A 22,000-nucleotide genomic window follows, 5' to 3' on the forward strand; every position below is an offset into this window, starting at 1 on the left:
GAATTTTTCCCACCTTATTTTGCAAGTACGTATCGGCGGATTTCTATTGGACTAAAGGTATAGCGTTCGGTTTCCATTTCTTTCGCGCTAACACCGATCTCATACCAGGGCGAATCGGTTTTACTTCGCGGATTCTTAAGAATACGAATATCCTGTGCAGGCATAAAAGATTCCGCGAGCAGGTATTTTCTTTTACCTTGCGTATCTTCCGCTACCGCCATGATGATCACAAGATGACCGGGGCTTCCGGGTTTTATAATAAAATCACCGGCCTCAATTTCGGTTTCAGCTGGCACGGGTTGAGAATCCTGATATAAAGAAATAGTACCCGCATACTGAAAAACCAAATCCAGATAGGACCGGAAATTCTCGTAGGTATCAAGAATCGATGGAGTATTAATAAACTGAACGCGCTTCCCGGTTTCCACCGTTCGGGTGCCATTCAGATATTCCTGCAGACTCAGCCTCTGACCGCTGGTGAAAGCGAAAGAAATTTCTGCCCGGCGGCCGCTGTGATACAAATGTTCCGCATACAGCCGGATCCAGGCATCTGCACACTGCTGCAGATCACGGGATCCGGTATCAATTCGGAGCAAGCCTGTATTTGCGGAATGGGTCTGCAGAATCTTTCCCCGGTGATCTCGTGCAGGAATACCAGCAGGATGCATGGGAAAATGTTGAAGGAAATCTGCGAAGCTGCCGTCTGCTTCCTCTTTCCAGTGATACCCTGCGGGCAGTTGGAATCTGGTTCGGATGCTGTTTTGCCTTTCGTTTATTACCAAAAGCCGGGTTTCTTCCAGAATCTGCGCATGAAACAGAGTCGACAGCAAAATGATAAGAAGAGATAAAAATTTTGGCATAATATTTACCGCGCCTGTGTCAAATTTAGTGGATATTTCGGTAATGCCGGTTGATACATTAAAAACATCATTATATTTGAAAACCATATGAGGAAGAGATACTGCTGGCCCGCCCTTTTTTTATTTTTCTCTGCCGGGCTCCAGGCTCAGCAGGACAGCATTTACATAGATGCTGGATTATCCGACGACCGCAGAATGCTGAATGTCTCGCAGAAGATCTTTTATATTAATACCAGCGAACAACCCCTTTCTCAAATCAAACTGCTGAACTGGAACGCCGGCTACCGCACCCGCCGAACGCCGCTGCTGAAAAGAACGCTGCAGGACCGAAAAAATGAATTGTATTTTGCCGAAGAGAATGAACTGGCGCAGGTAAAGAATCTTAGTGTTGAAATTGCAAACGAAGCTGTTACGGCCAGTTCGCAGGAAGAAAACATATATCTTCCTTTGCAAGAGGAACTGCAGCCGGGCGAAAGCGTATGGCTGCAGCTCAATTATCAGGTAGAGCTGCCTTTACGGAAATTCACAGGCTATGGAACCGATGAGGAACGAACCCATTTAAAATACTTCTTTATCGTACCGGATACGGTTGAACCGCTCTATTCGCGACACTACAAAAATATTGAGGAAAATCAAAGCCCCGGAAATCACTGGAATTTTACATTCGATTTGCCACCCGGCTTTTTCATCGATGGGAATTTAGAAAGAACGGGGAATACTACGTTGCAGGGCAATTTGACAGAGGATCCGGAATTTCTCATTACACGGACCGAATATACACCGCTGCAGTTTTCAGTGAACGGACAAAACATAACGGTGCAGGCCGGGTATGGCATTTCAGAGGAAGAAAAACAGAGACTGAATTTTCTGATTCCATTACAGCTCGATTTTATCCGGCAACATATCGGAACCTTGCCTTCAAAAATATTTTTAAGTGAACGGTTTAAAAAACAGGAAAGTTTCGTGGGAATCGATGACCTGCATTTCTGGAAATTTCACTATTCCTTATTCAGTAAAGCTGAGCAAACAGACCTGAATTATTTCAGCATGCTTTCGAAAGCGGTATTGCAGGAAACTGCTGTTTTCGAACAGGAAGAAAATCACTGGCTGCTCAATGGATTAAAAACGTACCTGGAAATTCAGTATCTGCAAAGAAATTATCCGGATCGCAAACTGCTGGGAAATCTGCCGGAACAGGTGAAAATCTTTGGGATGAAACCACTGAAAATATTTCATGCTTCGCGCCTGAAACTGCTGGAACGCTATGGGTTGGCGTATCAGTACATGCAAACGCAGAATCTGGATCAGGCCATTGATACTCCTTTTTCAGAACTCAGTAATTTCAATGGGACTGCCATAAGCCATTTTGAAACGGGCACGTTATTTAATTTCCTCGCCGAAAAATTGGGGACACACCAGTTTAACGATTTCATCAAAACATATTTAAAGGAAACTGACGGAAAAATTGCAGAAAAACAGAAATTCCTCGATGAATTAACGCTCGCTTCCGGCTATTCGGCGGATTTTATGGATCGGTTTGTACTGCACAAAAACAGGGTTAATTTTAAATTAAAACGCTTTAAGAAAAACAACGACGAGTACCTTCTAAAGATTGCTAAGAATACCAGCATGACTGTTCCGTTTCAGGTGCAGACGCAGGATAAGGAAGGGAACAAAAAGAAATATTGGTTTGATACGGATGACCGGAAGCGCGCCGTGGAATACCGGATTCCACAGTCCGCCGCAGAAAAAATTATTTTAAATGATGATTATATCTTCCCGGAAACCAACTTCAGGGATAACTACCGCTACACGACGGGGCTGTTTGCCAACACGAAAAAAATCCGGCTGAAAATTCTGACTGACGTTCCTAATCCCGAATACAATGAAATTTATCTGAACCCACGCCTGAACTTTAACGCGTATGATAAAGTTTTGCTGGGCCTTAACATCCGGAATACGGCATTATTTGACCGGCGGTTTAAATATTCATTCACACCCTATTTCAGTACGGGCACCGGGAAGTTAACGGGTTCCGGAAGTGTGGGCTATTCCTTTCAGCCGGCCGAGGCGTTCTTCCGCAGTCTGGATGTGGGCGTGTCTGCATCGCATTTTCATTATGATTATGACCTGACGTACCAAAAATTTACCGCATTTGCCAACCTTAATTTTGCTAAAAACCCAAGATCAGATATCGGACGCAGTATTCAGTTTGCGTATAACTATCTCGAAAAAGATCTGAATCCGGAACTTGTGCTGCAGAATGAATATGGCAAATATAATTTATGGAACATCGGTTATGCGTATTCGGACCGCCGATTGATTCATGAACGTTTTTTCAGTACCGGTTTGCAATGGATGGAGGATTTCCAGAAAATCTCCAGTGAGTTTTCCTATCGTTGGGAGTATGCTGAAGACAAAAAAATCCTGCTCAGGTGGTTCGGTGGCTATTTCTTCACCAACAAAACCAAGAATGATCTTTTTGATTACGGGATCGCGCGCGTGTCCAACTATGCGTTTTCATATGGACTGCTCGGCCAGAGTGCTACTTCCGGACTGCTGGCACAGCAGGCTATTATCGCGGAAGGCGGCTTTAAATCATTCGTAGGTGATAAAGCAAATCAATGGATAACGACGGTAAATGTGGATAGCCACGTCTGGAAATGGTTTAATGTCTATGCAGATGCAGGAATGTATAAAAACAGGGATGCCGGTGCACAGTTTATCTGGGATTCCGGCGTAAAGCTAAAAGTAATTCCCGACTTTCTGGAAGTCTACTTCCCTATTCAGAGTTCACTCGGGTTTGAGCCGGGTTTTAAAGATTACGGTAAGCGAATCCGTTTCACCCTGAATCTGAATATTTCCGCGCTGACCAGCTATTTCCGCCGCGGCTGGTTCTAACAAAAAAACGCTCCCGGAACCAACCGGGAGCGCACGACAACACATAAATAAAAAATTATGAAAAGTAGGGTACTATGGATTGCAGACTCGCAGTACCTTGTACTTTTTTCCGCAGGCAACCCTAAGCTCTCACATAAAATATTTAACAAATTCCGTGCTACTTTTTTATTTTTGGTATATTTTTATACCTTTAAGTTCTGCCATAAAAAAAACTGCCTTTATAAAAGGCAGTTAGTAATCTGTGAAACAGGATTATTTTTTAATAATCTTTTGAGTAACCGCTTTACCGTTTACAGTTCCGGTAACAATGTACACTCCTTTTGGAAGGGAAGAAACATTTACTCTGCCATTTTCCGCAGCTGAAAGTGATTTAACAACCTGACCGTTTAGGTTAAGTACTTTCACATCATCAGATTTTGCTCCAAAAATAAGTTCGTTTGAAACGGAAGTGTTTTTAACAAGAGTGGAATTTACTTGCGCAAAATCTGCTACTGCAAGCGTCGCAGAACCTTTAATATCATCTACGAATAATGCATTAGTTGAGTTCTTTTGCAGTTTAATAGAAAAAGTTGGCGTTGTTCCCCAATTTACATCTGTAACGTCTAATCTAACCGTTATCCAGTCAGCAGCATTGATTGACCCTGTATAAGCATTTGATCCAGAAGAAGTTATAGTAATATTACTGGTCGTACCGGCAGGAACGTTAAAAAACTTGTCTCCGGCGTTGAAAGAAACTCCTCCAGAAACCCCTTTCATTTTCAGAGTAACATACTTAACACCTGTAACATTCATGTTTTTGTTGGCAGTCATAACGTAGATGTTCTGATTTGTTGAATTGTTAACAATCTTAAGAGCACCTGTTCCACCAACCCCTCCGTCAGTACTTTGTTCTGCAGATTTAAGGGCAAATCCCAAACTTGAGTCAAAAGCCGCCCAGTCGTTAAAATCTGAACCAACAAATAAATTTGATTGTGCATTAACCGCCAAAGACATTGCAGCCACTGCAAATAAAGAATAAAGTTTTTTCATGATATAAAATTTTAAAATTGTATTGCAAATTTACACTTTCCAATTCATATACACACTGTCCATTAATGAAACTTAATACTTTCCCGCGCCTCTTTTCGTTACATTTACAGCCCAAAATTTTCCTGCTTGAAAATTACCTTTCCGGCACTGGTTTTATGTCTCTTTGCATCGAGCTTTTTCCATGCACAGATCTTTCGTTGGGATAATCCCAATTTTCGAAAAGACAGTATTTCGGCAGATTCGGTAATTGCCCAAAAACTAAATCATGATGTTTTTACCAGGGATACGCTGGATTATATTCAACTGACGCCGCAGCCCGCCCTGGATGAAGGGGTGCGGGTAACCGTTCCCGGTAAGCAGGCTTTAGCTCAGCTTAATTCAAAAGGTTCGATTATCCGCGGGATTACCTTTGGAAATAATCAGGGCCAAAGCGTGCAAAGTTCGATGGATCTGCAGATAACCGGGCGGCTTTCAAATGACGTTACGATTCTGGCTTCAGTTTCCGATCATAATTTGCCCATCCAGGCCGACGGTTATACCCAAACCCTGGAGGAATTCGACCGCATTTATTTACAGCTCAATATCCGCGATTGCTCTGTTTTGCAAGGCGGACATCTCGAACTTAATGATAACACCGCCCATTTCGCCCGTTACCAGCGCAGAAGCATGGGTTTGCAATATTCTACCCTTTTTGGGAATGAGCACACCACCGCATTCAATGTTTCCGCAGGAATTGCCCGAAGTGAGTTTTTACGAATCCGTTTCGAGGCCGTGGAAGGCAACCAGGGACCGTATCGGTTGCGCGGGAAAAACGGTGAACAATTCATAACCGTTCTTTCCGGTTCGGAACAGGTATATATCGACGGGATTTTAATGAAGCGCGGCGAGGACCAGGATTATGTTATTAATTACAATACCGGCGAGATTACCTTCACCAGCTTCCGGCCAATTTTCCGGCAGAATTTTATTACGATTTCATATAATTACACCAACCGCAATTACACCCGTTTTCTGGTTACCGGAAACATCAGTCATAAACGCGAAAAATTTCAGGCCGGTTTTAACTGGTTCGTGGAAAATGACAGCAAAAATGCGCCGCTCGCCCTGAACCTTTCTAAAGAGGATCAGCAGATACTTGCGGCGGCCGGTAACAATTCGGATAAGATGTATGCACCCTCCGGAACGGTTACAGAATACGATGTCAATAAAATCCTCTACGAACTCGTCACTGATGTTTCGGAAACATATTACCGCTACTCCACCGACGAATCAAAAACACTGTACCAGGTCGCCTTTACCCAGTTTGGGGCAAATAACGGGGATTATATTTTAAAGCAAAGCATTGCCAACGGTCGCGTTTTCGAATATGTCGGCAGCGGGATGGGAAGTTACCGCGCGGTCCGGAAATTACCGGCACCGGAGAAAACCCATGTCTATTCGGCCAATGCTGTTCTGCAACTGAACGAAGGGGCAGTCGGCGGCGATGTATCCTTAAGCAACCATGACCGCAATTTATTTTCTTCTCTGGATGCGGAAGAAAACCTGGGCTATGCCGCGCGTATTTTTGGGTACAAAACCTTTCATAAAGGGAGTTGGCAGGGAACACCGCGTTTTGAATACCAGCATCTGAGTGACCGTTTTTATGTACTGGACCGGATTAATGACACTGAGTTTGCGCGCGACTTCAACCTTCAAGAAGAATTTAATAACATCCGGCAGGATCGGCTAATTTTTGATTTTAAAAATTCCTGGCAGCAGGCCGGCTTCCTGAATTATACTTTAAATTATCTTACAGAAAAGAACTTTTATAAAGGGCTGAAAAACGAACTTGCTTTCGGGTGGACACGAAATAAATGGAGCGCCGAAGGTGCCGCCTCTTATTTAAAAACTGATGGCAAAGAATTAAAAACTCATTATGCACGAGGCAACACTTCCGTTTCCTATATATCGCGAACGGGCGTCTGGAGTTCGGGTGGCGGGTTCGAAGAAAACAGCAGAAAACTGGTTTCAACAGGTTTGCTCGATGCGGAGAGTTTCCGCTGGAAAGAAATTTTCCTTCAAAACAAAATAGCCGATTCAGCAAGAACCAAATTGCTGGCAAAAATCTATCTGCGTGAAAATGATTCAGCGCGGAATGATCAGTTGATTACCCTGAATCAGGTGCTGGGAATCAAAGCAGAAAGCCAGCTGATTAAGACAGAGCGGACACAGCTGGGAGTGCTGCTGCACTACCGCAAATTTTTTAACAAAGAAAATTCACCCTCAGCTTTATATAACCGCGATTATATCATCGGCAATATCTCCTACAGCCAGCAATTTCTGAATAACGGACTACGGCTGCAGGCTTTTTATGAATTAGGAAACGGACAGGAAGCGCGCCGGGAATTTCAGTACATTAAAGTTACCGACGGACAGGGAGTTTATAAATGGACCGACTACAACGGCGACGGCATTCAGCAACTGGATGAGTTCGAAATCGCAGAGTACGCCGACCTTGCACAATATATCCGCATTTACACCAACACGATTACCTATGTTCCCTCCAATAAAAACAAGCTGGAACTTGCCTTGTACGTGCAGCCTTCTTTTATATTTAACTCAGAAAACCGCTTTTTGAAACGATGGAACCTGAACCTTTCGGTGAACTCGCAAAATTCTTATTTAAAAGAAAATGATGCGGTAGCCTGGAATCCTTTTGAGAAAAACGCGGCACAGTTGCTTAAAAATCAGTCACTGCTGGCTGCGGTTCAGTTCCATAACACCGATGTTTCCGGCTGGAACGGAGGGTACCGGTTTGTGGCGACAGATAATTTAATCAATGCAAACTACAGTAATGAGGAACGCCGGCAATCTTCGCACTTTGTAAATATCGGATACTGGTTTGGCAGAAGTTTAAAAATCGACTGGCAGAACAGCCTGCAGGACACAGGGAACACTTCGCAACTGTTTGACAGCCGAAACTTCTTAATACAGTCTCTGGAAAGCCGCCCGAAAGCAACTTATCAACTGTCGGAGCATATACAGGCAGAAGCGTCTGCCGCAGTAAGACATAAAAACAGGCAGGACGGCCCCGAAAATTTAAAAACCTATGAACTCACTGGCACACTTCAGTGGGAACGCAGAAAGACCTCGCTTCGTGGAAACTTTTCTTTTATTAACCACGACTTTACCGGCAATAGTTTCTCGATCGTCGGGAACCAAATGCTCGACGGACTGAAGGCCGGAAAAAACCAGGTCTGGTCGCTTTTCCTGCAGCAAAGCATCAATTCATTCCTGCAGTTAAATGTAAATTATGAAGGCAGAAACAGTGGCGAGCGCACCATCCACATCGGCTCCATGCAGGTGAAGGCTGTTTTTTAAATTAATCCGGATAGATCACATACCTCTGGCGAATGCGTTCAAAATCAGCCAGTCCTTTTTGCCATGATTTTCTGATTTCATTTTCGGATTTGCCACTGATGATTTGCTTTCTGAGTTCATCGGTGCCCGCTAGTTTATCGAAAAAAAGGTTTTTCAGGAAAAAACTTTGCGACGGATTGTTATAAGCCTGATACGCTTTTAATAACCACTGCAACTCCAGCTGTCGCAAATCGCGGGCAGGGGCTGAGAGATTTTCACCATAACACAATTTACCGTTCAGAAAAGGATCTTTTGCTCCCGCAGTAGGCCTCGGTGTGAAGGTGTACGGCAATGATTTGGTCCAGGGTGAACCATATACCTGAAACGGCAGTGCTGTACCGCGGCCGACGGAAACCTGTGTTCCTTCAAAAAAACAAAGACTTGGGTAGAGCACTATTGATTGGGCATTCGGCAGATTCGGCGAGGGTTTTTCGTCAATCGGATAGCGCTGTGTTTTATGATAATTCAGCATGGGAATTACGGTGTAGTCTGCCTGGATTCCATTGGCCAGCCATTTTTCGCCATTGACCATTTTTCCATATTCTCCAATGGTTAGTCCATAAACAACCGGCACCGGATGCATGCCCACAAAACTTTCGAAACCCGACTGCAGGACAGGACCATCGGTATATCCGTCATGCGGATTCGGGCGATCCAGTACGATCACGGCCACCTGATTTTCCGCGGCAGCTTCCATCACATACGCTAGTGTGGAAATGTAGGTATAAAATCGCACCCCTACATCCTGAATATCAAACAGGATCACATCCAGATCTTCTACCTGGTCGCGCGAAGGTTTTTTGTTTTTACCATAAAGCGAAATAATGGGAAGGCCGGTAGCAGTGTCCCGCCCGTTTCGGATTTGCTCGCCGGCATCAGCTTCTCCTCTGAAACCGTGCTCGGGCGCAAAAATCCTGGTAACGCTTATTCCGTTTTTAAGAAGGAAGTCCACCACGTGCTGCTTATCCTGCATCACGCCGGTGTGATTGGTAACTATGCCCACCTTTTTCCCGGCCAGCAGCGGCAAGTATAAAGCAGGACGGTCAGCGCCCTTCTGAAAACAGTTTTTTCCGGTCTGCTGCGCCTGCATGTGAAGTGCGGCGCCAAAATAAATTAGCAGAATCAGAAGTAAATCTTTAATTTTGGCTGTTAAACATCTGCCGTTGAATTTTCCGCTGTATTTTTCCAAAAAGATTGCTTTTTCCAAAGATAACAAAAATAACCTCTCACGGGTGATTGTGTTTATCGGTCGCCTGTCGGTGGCTTTGGGCGTGGTGGTTTCGCTGATTACAGTTTCCACAGGCCTCGGTTCCAAAAGAGCAATCAAAGAAAGAATGGCTGATTTTTCGGGACACATTTCCATTAAATCAAAGCAATCCAACAACTCTTATAATTCCTCGGTGCTCGACACCTCTGAGCTGAAGCTGCAGCAAATCAAAAATCTTAGCGGTGTGGCCGCCACTCAGAAATATGCGTCGGTAAGCGGGATCTTACGGAATGAACATAATTTTGCAGGAATCATTCTGAAAGGCATCGGAAAAGATTTCGATGCCGCAAGATTTAAAAAATTTCTGGTCGCCGGTGAAATCCCAAACTATCAGGAAAAAGGGTATAACAACGGAATTATTATTTCAGAAAAGATTGCCGCTGATCTTCATTTAAAAGTAATGGACAGCATTGTCGCCATTTTCTCCAAGGAGAACCAAAGTCCGCTTTATCGGAACTTTGAAGTGAAAGGGATTTATAAAACGGAGATCAAGATGATCGATGACCTGTATATCATCGGCGATATCAACCACGCACGGAAAATTCAGGGAATGACCAACCAGCAACTGGGCGGTCTGGATGTTTTCATGAAAAACATCGACGATATTGATGAATACGCGCCGGACATCGACCGGCTAGCGGGTTATAAAAATTACACCGTAAAAGCAACTGATGAATATCCGCAAATCATGGATTTCATTGCGATCTTCGATACCAATATTATGTTGATTATCAGCATAATGCTTGTGGTCGTCATTATTAATATCATTATGCTGCTGCTGATCCTGATCATCGAGCGCACCAATTCCATCGGAATGCTCAAAACACTGGGCGCGACCAATGCACAGATCCGCACCATTTTCATTAACTACACTTTGCTGATCATGGTGCCCGGCCTGGTGATTGGTAATTTGATCGGGCTGAGCTTTTTATTTATTCAGAAATATTTTGGGCTGATTACTTTAAATCCCGAAAACTATTATCTGAGTGTCGTACCGGTTGAAATTAACTTCCTGCACATTATTTGTATCTCGGCGGGAATTTTACTTGTGTCCGCAATTTCCCTTATTTTACCGAGTTATCTCATCAGTAAAATCTCTCCGGTGAAGGCTATTAAATATAATTAAAGTTTAAAATTCCTTACCTTTGCAACACTAAAATGCGCGTAATAGAGCATTGCAATTTTCATAAAAATAATCAGAATGAATTACGCTGAAAATATATTGGAAACCATTGGGAACACCCCTTTGGTTAAATTAAATAAAGTCCTGGGAGACGACTTTCCGGCCTTGGTGCTGGCAAAGGTAGAAACCTTCAATCCCGGCAATTCCGTGAAAGACAGAATGGCGGTTAAAATGGTGGAAGATGCAGAGAAAGACGGACGGCTGAAACCGGGCGGAACCATTATCGAGGGAACATCCGGCAATACCGGGATGGGCCTGGCACTGGCAGCCATCGTGAAAGGATACAAATGTATTTTTGTGACCAACTCCAAACAATCAAAAGAAAAGTGCGATATTCTGCGTGCGGTGGGTGCCGAAGTGATTGTGTGCCCAACGGATGTAACGCCTGATGATCCGCAGTCTTACTACAGCGTTTCCCGACGCCTGGCCGAAGAAACCGAAAATTCCTGGTACGTAAACCAGTACGACAACCTCTCCAACCGCCTGGCGCATTATGAATCAACGGCTCCCGAAATCTGGGCGCAGACTGAGGGCAAGCTTACGCATTTTGTTGCCGGTGCCGGCACAGGCGGAACAGTGACCGGCTGCGGTCGTTTCTTTAAAGAAAAAAATGAAAATATCAAGATCATCGGGGTGGATACCTATGGCTCCATTCTGAAAGAATATCACGAAACAGGTGAATTTATTCCAGCGAATGCCTATTCCTACATCACGGAAGGTATCGGTGAAGATATTATCCCCGAAAACTACGATATGGCAGTCATTGACCATTTTGAAAAAGTGACCGACAAAGACGGTGCGGTTTATGCGCGCAAACTGGCCAAAGAAGAAGGCATCTTCTGCGGGTATTCCGCCGGAAGTGCTATTGCTGCTTTAGTTCAGATGAAAGACCAGTTCACCAAAGATGACATTATTGTCGTATTGCTGCACGATCACGGTTCCCGCTACGTGGCCAAAGTCTATAACGATGACTGGATGAAGGAAATGGGTTGGCTCTAGACAACAGAAGCCGGTTGCACCACGCAGCCGGTTTTTTTATGAAGCTAAAGTATTCAGCAGTTCAGCAAGCTTTCCGGTCAGGTTCTTTCTCGTAAACTGATCGATATGCCGCTTTTCTTTCAGTTCTTCTCTCCGCTTCCACCGCTCATACTGCTGCAGAATGAAGGCTGAAACCTCTTGCTCCTCGGTATAAGAAAAATGACGGCCGGCTTTCGTTTCCAGGAGAATGCGTGCGACATCGCTTTCGGCCGGGCCAAAGGAAATAATCTCTGTTCCGGAAGCCAGATACTCGAACAGTTTTCCTGGAATAATTCCTCTGGACGTTGGTTGCGTGAAGTTGGTTAATAAAAGTAAATCTGCCTTTCGCATTTGCTCATTAGCCTGCTGATGCGGAAGATAGCCCGGTGTTTCAACAGAATCCGACAAAGAACTGTTTTTCAAATCATGGAGGATATGCTCATCTGCCCGACCGGCAAAAACAATTTTTAAATCTTCTTTGAAAGCTAAGTTCTGATCAGCTAGTTGCTGCAGCTCCGACCATAATATTTCGGGATTGCGCAGCTGCTCCAACACGCCGGCATAACAAATGGTAAACTTTTCTGAATGCGCCTCCTTTCCTTTTTTATAAGGACTGCCGTCAAAACCATTGGTGATGCAATACGCATTTGCGCCGAGGTTTCGGAAGTTTTCCGCATCGCTATAACTGGTGGCGAGCGTCAAATCCGCTTTTTGAAAGACCTGCTTTTCCAGCCGGCGGTGTTTACGGTCGGCGGCGGCGGTGAGCTTTAAATGTTTATAATAGGAAATCTCCGTCCAGGGATCACGGAAGTCTGCCACCCAGCGCAGGTCGGGAAAATCTTTTTTTAACTGTAGTCCGATCAGATGCATGGAATGCGGCGGACCGGTGGTCACGAGCACCTCCACGGGATGTTCAGCGAGATATTTCTTTAGTTTTTTAACGGATGGCCGTACCCAAAACACGCGGGCATCCGGAATAAAAAAATTACCGCGGATCCAGATGGAAATTTTTGACTTCCAGGATTGTTTTTTACCTACATCAAACTGGCCGGCTTTGAACTTCTTATTTTGTTTTCCAAAGAGTTCTGCCAACTGATAGGGTTCCCAGATTGGACTTTTGATCACCTCTAAGTCCGCAGGAACTTCTGAACAAAGCGTTTCATCCGTAAGCGGATAACTTGGATTTTCCGGAATAAAAACAGCCGGTTTCCAACCGAAGTCCGGCAGGTATTTCACAAATTTCAGCCATCGCTGTACGCCCGGTCCGCCCGCTGGTGGCCAGTAGTAGGAAACAATCAGTATTTTTTTATCTTTTTTAATGATGAGTGTTGTGATTTAAATTATGCCTTTTCCGGTGCAATCCTCGCTTTATAATTACGATAAAGCAGGAATAAACCAGCCAGCGAAAGCAGTATAAATAACGCAAACGCAATCAATGAAACGGTTTTGCCGGTCTCAATTACTTTAGGCGCGAAAATCATTTCTACTGTATGTTTTCCTGCCGGCACATGTACGGCACGAAGCAGGTAATTGGCTTTTATATAAGGTACTTCGGAACCGTCGATGAGCATTTTCCAGCCGTGCGGATAGTATATCTCTGAGAAAACAGCCAGCTGCGGCGTAGCCGACACAGAACTGAAAGTCAAATGATTGGGTTCGTACGATTTGAGCTCCAGATACGCCGTGGAATCGCTTTGCATCTTTTTGCCTTTAAAGTATGCTGCATCGTCTTTACCTATGATTGCGGTCTTGCGCGTATCCATTTCTCCGATAAGATCGATCTCCTGATTTGGATTTTCTGCCATGACTACTTCAGATACGAACCAGGCATTTCCGTTTGCCGTCGGGTTCGCTACTGCCTGCGGTTCCTGGGCACTGCCGAAAATCATATACTTTGTGTTCAGCATATTCAAAATGCGCGGCACCTTCACCGTATCCATCCTGGAAAAGTAATGATCAATCAAATCGTCATAGCGACGCAGCTTTACTGCGTGATAGCCGCCCACTGATGACTTAAAATAGGAAGTATTAGTTTCGCTGAATGTGCCAAGTGTCTGGTTATAAATCCGGTAATGACTCTGGTCTTTTTCTGCAATTTCTTCCAGTGTTTTATTGACGTTCACGTTGCTGAGCAGTCCCATTAAATTTGAATTGTCCCCCACTTTCTGAAAGAGCAAATCGCTGGTCTCCGTTTGAAACGGATTTTCTGTAAAGGTTTTATCAATAAAATTATCTGAATTTAAATAACGGTGATCCACGGACCATAAATCGACAAAACTTACCAGACCGATAATAATCAGCGCAACGTTCTGCGAAATTTTATCTTTTATAAATAACCATAAGGAACCCGCAACGGCCAGCACGAAGAGAATGGCTTTTACGGCATCTGCGGCAAACATGCTGTATCGCTCCCCAACCAAATACTCAAGCAGGTAAGGCGGCAGATAAGTTTTTTCCTGAGCCGTGTGAAATCCAAGAATACTTTTGCCGAAAATTAAGAGCAGGACCGTAATCCCGAGGACAGCAGCGGTAACTCTTATTAAGGTTTTCTCCTTAACATCAGCTGTAAGCAGCGGTTCATTCGCCAGATCTGTATTGTTTCCTGAACTGTTTTTTCCGGAATTAAAATACCGGTATAAGCCAATAATCGCAATCAGCGGGAACAATAATTCCACCACCACCAGAATCGAACTTGGTGCACGGAATTTATTGTAAAAAGGAACAAAATCAATAAACAGATCCGAAACGATCATGAAGTTGCTTCCCCATGCCAGTAATATCGTCAAAACAGAAGCTCCCAGAATCCAGTATCTGTATTTCTTCCAACCCAGGAAGAATCCGAGCACTGCCAGAAAACAAACGACTGCGCCCTGATACGCCGGCCCCGAAGTTCCGGGTTGTTCGCCCCAGTACGTTAACGAACTGAACCCCTGCGCAATTCGGTTCACTTCTTCCTGCGAGCTGGCATTTTCCTGCACCAGTTGCTGAACCTGCGCCATCATTTCGTCGGAGCCTTTTTCATTGCTGGCTCCGCCCATCAGCCGTGGAATAAACAGATTTAAGGTTTCCAGTTTTCCGTAGCTCCACATCAGCATACTTTCTTTATCCATACCTGCTTTCCCGCCATCGTGACGCTCATTGGTCAGGATCTGCTTTCCGCGCACCGTTTCGCCCACATATTCAGAGTTGGCCATCAAACGCTGGGAATTCATCCCGACGCCGAGAACCATCGCCACAGCCAGAATGCCGCTGCTCAGCCCGAAGTGTTTCCAGTCACGCGTCACCCGAATCGCGCGCACAAGTTCTGACAGGAACAGGAATGCCAGTGCCAGAAACAGGTAGTACGTCATCTGCGGGTGGTTTGATGATATCTGCAAACCCATAAACAAAGCGGTTACAATAAACCCAGCCACATAATTCCGGCGAATATACACCAGCAAAATTCCGGCAAGCAGCGGCGCAAAGTACGCCACCGTATGGATTTTGCCATTGTGCCCGGCCGCCAGCGCGATATAAAAATAGGTTGACAGCCCGAAGAACGACGCACCCAGCAAGGCAAATTTCCAGTTGCGGACGGCAACCCAGCCTAAAAGATAAAAACCTGCAAACAGCAGAAAGATGTAATTCGCCGGTTTTGGCAGGAAATTCAGCCAACCGTCAATATTGCGTATCAGGTCGCCGCGGAACTGTGCGCCCATCTGATAGGTAGGCATTCCGCCAAACATGGAGTCGCTCCAGTAGGTTTCTTTTCCGTGTTCGGCGCGGTAATCCAGCAATTCTTTGGCTCCGCCTTTATATTGTACAATATCGTGCTGAAACAACTGCTTTCCTGTGAGCACCGGATGTGCATAAAGCACCGCGATGAGCACAAAAACAACAAGGCTTGCGGCTGCGAAAATCAGGTTTTTATTTTTTTTCATGGTTGCGGATATAATCACAAAAACCCTCCGGCAACAGCCAGAGGATTTATTATTACTTTTTAGTTTCGTCTATTTCCTCGTAATCCACGGTTTCAGCATCCCAGTGAATTTTTGACTTTGAATCTTTTTTCTTCTGCGAAGTTGCCGGCTGCTCCCGTCGCGGCGGGCGCGTATAGCGGAAAATGCTGTTCACAAAAAGCCGCTTCAGGATATTCCAGACGAAGAACACAATGACCGTGGTTAGAATCAGTTCTAAAACGTATTTCATAAAATATTAATCAAAAAAATAACAGCAACTGCACACTTTATTTGCCTTTCACCGACACGGTGGAGTTGGACACAGATTTCATGGTCTGGCTTTGTTTTCCGTCGGACAGGGTTTCTGACTGTGTTGTCTTTACGGTCACGTTTTGATTTTTCACCCAGCCGGTCGCTTCATCCAGTACAATATTTCCGTTTTGAGAAAGCTCAGAACTCATTGTTCTGGTAATGCCTTCCTGTGTGTTTTTATCTGATTTTTTCGGAATACCACCCGCAACGGTAATCTCGGCCGTACCATCACCTGCGCTTTTCAGCGTGTATTTTGTCGTCAGTTTTATCTTGCCATCAGGCGTGGCATTTTCGCTTTCAGTCCAGCTCTCACCTTTCTTCACTCCTTTCGCCGGCAGAAGGACCAGGTTTTTAGCAAACTGATCTTTCAGCATTTTTTCATTAAAGCTTTGTTTAAAGCTGCCTGCAAATGCATTTTTTTCCTTGGCGTCTTTGAGCACGGTTCCGACCGCCGCGGTTACTTTGGTATAAATCGGGTCAAAACCTGTGATTGAAACCACCTCACCGTTCTGTTTCATTTTCATGTTTAAGGAATTACCGATCAATGCCTTATTCACATTCCACATCATCTTCAGCTGCTCATCTTTTGGTGCCGCCTGCTTCGTATCCACAGTCACCGTCTGCCCGTTGGCCGTCTGGCTGTTTCGCTTGCCCAGCAGATTGACAGAAATATCATAAACGCCGTCTTTAAAATCATTTACGGTGAAAGACATTTCATCGGTCATTTCGCTGGTGCCGCTCTGTGCTTTTCCGTCCGGACCGGTGAGTGTCTGCACATCCTTTTGATGCGTTATCAGCGGATAGGTCTGGCCTTTTTCAAGCTTAAAACTTTGTTTGTACACTCCATTCTCTGCGTACACTGCCGGCTGACCGCTTACGATCGTGGCATCATTTGTATTCGATGCAGTGGCACTGTCGGCCGGAACTTCCACCGTAATGGTTTCGCCTGTGGCCGGATCTGTTTTGGTTATCGTTTTTGTTTCTTTCTTACAGGCAGTTAAAGTAAGAACCAAAACTGCCAGTACGGATACTTTTTTCATTAAAATAGTTTTCAGCAATTGCATCCGGGCTGTACCGGAAAATTCTACGAAGCACAAATTTAAACTAATTATTTAAGCTGTTTTAAAACTTGTGTTTATTTTAACGCTTGCCGAGAAATGCTTTTTCAGGAGGGGCGCCTGGAAACGGACTCAGAGGGAAAGCATTAAATTTTAGTTAAATTTGCTTTTTAACAAATCCTGACCTTATTTTTATGAATAATATTTTGCTCCGCCCATTTGAAACGGCTTATGCGTCCGCTCCTTTTTCAGCCATTAAAGAAGAAAATTTTGTACCTGCTTTTAAAGAACTTATATCTGAAGCAGAGCAGGAAATCGAACAAATAGTGAATAATCCTGCCGCACCGGATTTCGCTAATGTAATTGAAGCCATGGCCTATTCCGGACAACAGCTCGAAATTGTTTCATCCCTGTTCTTTAATTTAAATTCAGCCGAAACCAACGATACCATCCAGCAAATTGCGCAGGAAGTTTCGCCGATGCTTACCGAATTTTCCGCGAAAATTTCCCAGAACGAAAAGCTTTTTGAAAAAATTAAAAAAGTATATGAAGAATGCGACCGTGCGAAACTTACGGAAGAGCAGAATACTTTATTGCTTGAAACGTACAAAGGGTTTGTAAGAAGCGGTGCTTTGCTGAATAAAGAAGATAAAGCCCGGTTCAAGGAAATCAGCATGGAACTCTCCCGCAAATCCTTACAGTTTGGGCAAAATGTACTGGCAGAAACAAATGACTATTTTAAGCATATTACTGATGTTTCCGAGCTCGAAGGTATTCCGGAAGCGGTTCTGGAACAATACCGCGCAGAAGCGAAAGAGCGCGGCCTCGAAGGGTATGTGATTACTTTGCATTACCCGAGTTATGTGCCGCTGATTACTTATGCACGCAACCGCGAACTTCGCCGCGAACTCGCTCTAGCCAATGGAAAAAAAGGTTTTCAGAACAACAGTTATGATAATCAGGGCCTGATTCGTGACCTCATTCTATTAAAACAGGAAAAAGCAAAATTGCTGGGCTACGACAGTTATGCTGATTTTGTGCTGGAAGAAAGGATGGCTAAATCTCCAGCAGAGGTTACCTCATTTCTGAACGAACTGCTGGAAAAAGCAAAACCGTTCGCAATTCAGGAAACAGATGAACTGAAAAAGCTGGCTGCAGAAGACGGCATTGAAGAAATGCACAGTTATGACCACGCCTATTATGCTGAAAAGCTGCGCCGAGTGAAATTTGATATTGATGATGAAGAACTGAAACCTTTCTTCCCGCTGGAAAAAGTGCAGGCAGCCGTGTTTACCCTTGCCGGCAAACTGTTTAACCTGGAGTTCCGCGAAACATCGGACGTGGATAAATATCATCCGGAAGTGCGCACCTATGAAATTTATGAAGACGGCCGTTACAAGGCTCTGCTGTACGCCGATTATTTCCCGCGCAAGGGCAAACGCGCCGGTGCCTGGATGACCAGTTTCCGAAGCCAATATCGAAAAGACGGCGAAAATTACCGTCCTCACATCTCAGTGGTCTGCAATTTTTCGCGCCCGTCGGCAGATACGCCCAGCCTGCTCACCTTTCAGGAAGTAACCACGCTTTTCCATGAGTTCGGGCATGCGCTCCACGGCGTACTGGCCGATACGGTGTATCCCAATTTATCAGGCACTTCGGTGAAATGGGATTTTGTGGAATTACCTTCTCAGTTCCTGGAAAATTATTGCTATGAACCGGAATTCCTGCAAACTTTTGCGCACCATTACCAAACAGGTGAAGTATTGCCCATGGAGAAAATCGAGAAAATTGCTGCCTCCAAAAATTTTATGGAAGGCTACCAAACCTTACGGCAAATTGGTTTTGGAATCCTGGATATGGCCTATCATACCCAGCCGGAAAAAGTTGGCGATATTCAAACCTTTGAAACGGAAGAAACCAAAGCGACCCACCTCTACCCGAGCAATCCGGAAACGGTGATGAGCACCAGCTTTTCGCATATTTTCCAGGGCGGATATTCCGCAGGATATTATTCCTACAAGTGGGCCGAGGTACTGGATGCAGATGCTTTCCAGTTTTTTAAAGACAATGGGATCTTCAACGAAGATATCGCCGCGCGTTATAAAAAAATGCTGTCACTCGGCGGCACCCAAGACCCGATGCAACTATACCGCGATTTCCGCGGTCGTGAGCCGCAGGTGGAAAGCCTGCTCAAAAGAGCTTTTAATCTAAATTAAAAAACAAAGCCGCACTACTTTTCAAAAGGTGCGGCTTTTTACTATATAGAAGTAATTTTAAGAACGTTTACGGCTGCGTTCCCGCGCCAGCACCGGTATAGCGATAACGCCCATGACCAGCATAATTACCAACTGCATGGTATGTGAAATAAAACCATAAGATAAACCGACTTCGCCTCCCTCTTCCGGGTCCAAACCCAAGGACAGAAACAGCGCCATAATCCCGAACTTCAGGGCCAGGTGATACGCGCCAATGCCGCCGGAGGCCGGTACCATCATGCCCATGGTTCCCACCACGATAATGAAAAAGCCATCGGCCCAGGTGAAGCCGGAAGTTTCCGGCAACGCAAAACAAACCAGATAGGCTGCCAGATAATAGGAAACCCAGATGCCAGCCGTATAAAAAATAAATTTCTTTTTTTCTTTCATACGGAAAACGGACATCAAACCATCACCGATTCCGCGCAAAAAACCGACTATTTTCTGATACAGCGGTAACTGCTGCAGCTTCTTACGCAGTACAAAAAATATAATGATTACCACGGTCAGCGCGCCGGCGATCAGAAGCCAGCGATTACCTGTGCTTTGTGTATCAGTTTTCTGCTGCGTTATATATTTATAAAAAGCAATAAATGCGTCGTATTTGAAGATCAAGGTCAGAATGAGAAAGACTACCATACAGAGCAAATCAATTACACGCTCCAGGATAATCGTTCCGAAAGATTTGTCGACCGGAACATCTTCTACACTGTACAAGGCCGTGGCACGTGCCACTTCGCCACTGCGCGGAATGGTAAGATTCATCAGATAACCGAACGACAGTGTCCAAAAAGCGTTAGACGTTTTCACCGTATAACCCATCGGCTGCAGAAGCAAATTCCAGCGAACCGCGCGGAACCAGTATGCGGCGATTCCAAAGGCCGCCGCCAGCAAAACCCAGAAATAATTGGCCTTTGCAAAATAACCGGCAATGCGGGAAAACTCAATTCCCTTCAGCGCCCACCACATAAACACGGCTGCGATTGCCAGGGAAATAACAATGGTTACAGCTGTTTTAAGCGCGGACTTCTTCGGTTTTTCTTCCAAGATATTTTATTTACGTAAGCAGATTGGTTCGTTCATCCGGGAAGATAATTTTAGGCTGGAAAGTTTGTGCTTCTTCCGGCGTCATATGCGCATAGGCAATGATAATGATGATATCATCTTTCTGTACGCGCCTCGCGGCAGGCCCGTTCAGGCACACTTCACCGGAGCCACGCTTGCCTTTGATGGCATAGGTATCGAACCGTTCCCCATTATTGACGTTTACGATATAGACCCTTTCGCCCACAAAAATACCGGCGGCTTCCAGCAAATCTTCATCAATGGTGATGCTGCCAATATAATTAAGGTCTGATTCCGTTACGCGTACGCGGTGAATCTTGGATTTGAATACTTCAAGTAACATGGCGCAAATTTACTTATTTTTAATAAAAGCCCGGAGACAATATTGAAATTGAAACGGAAATTAACACAGTCGCTCATTAATTATAAAGTGTTGATTTACCAGCTTTTATAAAATTAAAAAATTATGGGAAACGAGTAATTATATTTTGTATTATTCGTAATTTCGAAATTAAAACAGCCGTTTGATTAAAAGGCCGTTCCCTATTGCTTTACCGGAAACTGCCCCCACCGCAAACGCCATAGAATGGCAGCGTGCTGATTTTGAAGGTTTTGGTTAAAATTCCCTAATTATTGATGTTTGGTCAGAAAATTGCAAAAGATTTGTGCAATATGAAAAATGTTTTATATTTGCTATAGAATCAAACTAACCTAAATACCATTTACTATGAACAAGTCGGAATTAATTGATGCAATGGCAAAAGATGCCAATATTTCTAAAGTACAAGCAAAAGCTGCTTTGGAATCGTTTATTTCCAATGTAACTGAAACGTTGAAAGAAGCAGATGGCAAAGTGTCATTGGTAGGTTTCGGAACATTCTCCGTGTCTGAAAGAGCTGCACGTCAGGGAATCAACCCTGCAACCAAGCAACCTATTAAAATCGCTGCCAAGAAAGTAGCTAAATTTAAGCCGGGCGCAGAACTGTCTGACTCTGTAATGGGTGGCAGCAAGAAGAAATAATTTTGCTCTGCAGAAAAGAATAATCCCGGCTCCAGGCCGGGATTTTTTTTATGGTGCGAGGCGGCTGATTTTCCAGTCGAGTCCGTTCTCCAGACGATAGATAATCCGGTCGTGCAAACGGTTGGGCCTGCCCTGCCAGAATTCAATTTCGTCCGGTTTTGCCAGATAACCGCCCCAATTACCGGGCCGCGGAATCTCTTTGTCGCTGTAAGCGGACTCCAGCTCATGCAAACGGTTTTCCAGGAACTCGCGGTCAGGAATTTCCTGGCTTTGCGGCGAAACAACTGCGCCGAGCTGACTTCCTTTCGGTCTCGCGTGGAAATAACCATCACTTAGGTTTTCGGCCAGCCGCTCCGCGCGAGCGCGGATGATTACCTGCCGCTCCAGCATGGGCCAGAAAAAATGCAGGCAGATTTGCGGATGTGCCTCAATAGCTTTTCCTTTCCGGCTTTCATAATTTGTATAGAAGACAAATCCCTGCCAGTCATAACTCTTCAGCAAAACCATGCGGCTGCGCGGATACCCGTCCGGCTCCACGGTACAAAGAGCCACGGCATTGGCTTCAGCAATCTGCGGATGCTCCTCTGCTTGCATAAACCAATTGCGGAACTGCTCCATCGGATTGTCGCGGACCATGCTCTCCAAAAGTTCTCCGCGCTCGTAAGATTTTCTTTTATCGTGCAGGTTTTCCATAT

16 protein-coding genes are annotated in these 22,000 nt (G+C 44.8%); 6 read left to right on the top strand and 10 right to left on the bottom strand.

From position 1 onward, the window contains the following. Window positions 1-14: 14 nt before the first annotated feature. Window positions 15-860, bottom strand: a complete 846-nt coding sequence (locus MVI27_RS01290) for a DUF4846 domain-containing protein (protein ID WP_246958878.1) — start codon at window positions 858-860, stop codon at window positions 15-17. Window positions 861-947: 87 nt separating this feature from the next. On the opposite strand from MVI27_RS01290, the gene MVI27_RS01295 reads away from it, so the two are divergent. Beyond that, window positions 948-3,761: an aminopeptidase gene (locus MVI27_RS01295; RefSeq protein WP_246958879.1), complete on the top strand. Its 2,814-nt coding sequence runs from the start codon at window positions 948-950 to the stop codon at window positions 3,759-3,761. A 252-nt stretch (window positions 3,762-4,013) separates the two neighbouring features. Here MVI27_RS01295 and MVI27_RS01300 read toward each other — a convergent pair whose 3' ends face one another. Then, window positions 4,014-4,790, bottom strand: a complete 777-nt coding sequence (locus tag MVI27_RS01300; protein ID WP_246958880.1) for a T9SS type A sorting domain-containing protein — start codon at window positions 4,788-4,790, stop codon at window positions 4,014-4,016. A gap of 126 nt (window positions 4,791-4,916) precedes the next feature. Here MVI27_RS01300 and MVI27_RS01305 point away from each other — a divergent pair, with 126 nt between their 5' ends. Then, the gene (locus MVI27_RS01305; protein ID WP_246958881.1) at window positions 4,917-8,150 is read left to right on the top strand and encodes a hypothetical protein; all 3,234 of its coding nucleotides are present in this window, start codon (window positions 4,917-4,919) and stop codon (window positions 8,148-8,150) included. 1 nt (window position 8,151) lies between these two features. Here MVI27_RS01305 and MVI27_RS01310 read toward each other — a convergent pair whose 3' ends face one another. Continuing rightward, window positions 8,152-9,378, bottom strand: coding sequence for an exo-beta-N-acetylmuramidase NamZ family protein (locus MVI27_RS01310; protein WP_246958882.1), 1,227 nt, complete (start codon window positions 9,376-9,378; stop codon window positions 8,152-8,154). Here MVI27_RS01310 and MVI27_RS01315 point away from each other — a divergent pair. Together MVI27_RS01315 and MVI27_RS01320 are read left to right on the top strand one after the other, a co-directional pair. After that, window positions 9,353-10,582: an ABC transporter permease gene (locus MVI27_RS01315; protein ID WP_246958883.1), complete on the top strand. Its 1,230-nt coding sequence runs from the start codon at window positions 9,353-9,355 to the stop codon at window positions 10,580-10,582. The two genes, MVI27_RS01310 and MVI27_RS01315, sit on opposite strands and share 26 nt — an antisense overlap. A gap of 75 nt (window positions 10,583-10,657) precedes the next feature. Then, complete coding sequence (locus tag MVI27_RS01320) at window positions 10,658-11,638, top strand: PLP-dependent cysteine synthase family protein (RefSeq protein ID WP_246958884.1); 981 nt, start codon at window positions 10,658-10,660, stop codon at window positions 11,636-11,638. 36 nt (window positions 11,639-11,674) lie between these two features. Here MVI27_RS01320 and MVI27_RS01325 read toward each other — a convergent pair whose 3' ends face one another. Genes MVI27_RS01325 through MVI27_RS01340 form a run of 4 tightly spaced genes read right to left on the bottom strand, consistent with a single transcriptional unit; the run spans window position 11,675 to window position 16,946 of the window. Further along, window positions 11,675-12,976 (bottom strand): glycosyltransferase, encoded by a 1,302-nt coding sequence (locus MVI27_RS01325; RefSeq protein WP_246959157.1) that lies wholly within the window; start codon window positions 12,974-12,976, stop codon window positions 11,675-11,677. Window positions 12,977-12,996: 20 nt separating this feature from the next. After that, window positions 12,997-15,576: a YfhO family protein gene (locus MVI27_RS01330; protein WP_246958885.1), complete on the bottom strand. Its 2,580-nt coding sequence runs from the start codon at window positions 15,574-15,576 to the stop codon at window positions 12,997-12,999. A 52-nt stretch (window positions 15,577-15,628) separates the two neighbouring features. Beyond that, window positions 15,629-15,844 (bottom strand): hypothetical protein, encoded by a 216-nt coding sequence (locus tag MVI27_RS01335; protein WP_246958886.1) that lies wholly within the window; start codon window positions 15,842-15,844, stop codon window positions 15,629-15,631. Window positions 15,845-15,881: 37 nt separating this feature from the next. Then, window positions 15,882-16,946 (bottom strand): DUF6263 family protein, encoded by a 1,065-nt coding sequence (locus MVI27_RS01340; RefSeq protein ID WP_246958887.1) that lies wholly within the window; start codon window positions 16,944-16,946, stop codon window positions 15,882-15,884. A 212-nt stretch (window positions 16,947-17,158) separates the two neighbouring features. On the opposite strand from MVI27_RS01340, the gene MVI27_RS01345 reads away from it, so the two are divergent. Continuing rightward, window positions 17,159-19,180, top strand: coding sequence for a M3 family metallopeptidase (locus tag MVI27_RS01345; RefSeq protein WP_246958888.1), 2,022 nt, complete (start codon window positions 17,159-17,161; stop codon window positions 19,178-19,180). A 57-nt stretch (window positions 19,181-19,237) separates the two neighbouring features. Here MVI27_RS01345 and MVI27_RS01350 read toward each other — a convergent pair whose 3' ends face one another. Together MVI27_RS01350 and panD are read right to left on the bottom strand one after the other, a co-directional pair. After that, window positions 19,238-20,266, bottom strand: coding sequence for a lysylphosphatidylglycerol synthase transmembrane domain-containing protein (locus MVI27_RS01350; protein ID WP_246958889.1), 1,029 nt, complete (start codon window positions 20,264-20,266; stop codon window positions 19,238-19,240). A 10-nt stretch (window positions 20,267-20,276) separates the two neighbouring features. Further along, window positions 20,277-20,627, bottom strand: coding sequence for an aspartate 1-decarboxylase (panD, locus tag MVI27_RS01355; RefSeq protein WP_246958890.1), 351 nt, complete (start codon window positions 20,625-20,627; stop codon window positions 20,277-20,279). Window positions 20,628-21,011: 384 nt separating this feature from the next. Between panD and MVI27_RS01360 the strand changes: the two genes are divergently transcribed. Next, window positions 21,012-21,305 (top strand): HU family DNA-binding protein, encoded by a 294-nt coding sequence (locus tag MVI27_RS01360; protein WP_246958891.1) that lies wholly within the window; start codon window positions 21,012-21,014, stop codon window positions 21,303-21,305. A gap of 48 nt (window positions 21,306-21,353) precedes the next feature. Here the strand turns inward: MVI27_RS01360 and pdxH are convergent, their stop codons facing one another. Then, window positions 21,354-21,998, bottom strand: a complete 645-nt coding sequence (gene pdxH / locus MVI27_RS01365) for a pyridoxamine 5'-phosphate oxidase (RefSeq protein ID WP_246958892.1) — start codon at window positions 21,996-21,998, stop codon at window positions 21,354-21,356. Between the last annotated feature and the right edge of the window lie 2 nt (window positions 21,999-22,000).

This window comes from Chryseobacterium salipaludis (genome assembly GCF_022968825.1).
GTDB classification, from domain to species: Bacteria; Bacteroidota; Bacteroidia; order Flavobacteriales; family Weeksellaceae; genus Kaistella; species Kaistella salipaludis.

Coding starts and splice junctions, on each gene's coding strand:
- MVI27_RS01290 (WP_246958878.1), bottom strand. CDS start 860: ATGCCAAAATTTTTATCTCTTCTTATCATTTTGCTGTCGACTCTGTTT.
- MVI27_RS01295 (WP_246958879.1), top strand. CDS start 948: ATGAGGAAGAGATACTGCTGGCCCGCCCTTTTTTTATTTTTCTCTGCC.
- MVI27_RS01300 (WP_246958880.1), bottom strand. CDS start 4,790: ATGAAAAAACTTTATTCTTTATTTGCAGTGGCTGCAATGTCTTTGGCG.
- MVI27_RS01320 (WP_246958884.1), top strand. CDS start 10,658: ATGAATTACGCTGAAAATATATTGGAAACCATTGGGAACACCCCTTTG.
- MVI27_RS01330 (WP_246958885.1), bottom strand. CDS start 15,576: ATGAAAAAAAATAAAAACCTGATTTTCGCAGCCGCAAGCCTTGTTGTT.
- MVI27_RS01335 (WP_246958886.1), bottom strand. CDS start 15,844: ATGAAATACGTTTTAGAACTGATTCTAACCACGGTCATTGTGTTCTTC.
- MVI27_RS01340 (WP_246958887.1), bottom strand. CDS start 16,946: ATGAAAAAAGTATCCGTACTGGCAGTTTTGGTTCTTACTTTAACTGCC.
- MVI27_RS01345 (WP_246958888.1), top strand. CDS start 17,159: ATGAATAATATTTTGCTCCGCCCATTTGAAACGGCTTATGCGTCCGCT.
- panD (WP_246958890.1), bottom strand. CDS start 20,627: ATGTTACTTGAAGTATTCAAATCCAAGATTCACCGCGTACGCGTAACG.
- MVI27_RS01360 (WP_246958891.1), top strand. CDS start 21,012: ATGAACAAGTCGGAATTAATTGATGCAATGGCAAAAGATGCCAATATT.
- pdxH (WP_246958892.1), bottom strand. CDS start 21,998: ATGGAAAACCTGCACGATAAAAGAAAATCTTACGAGCGCGGAGAACTT.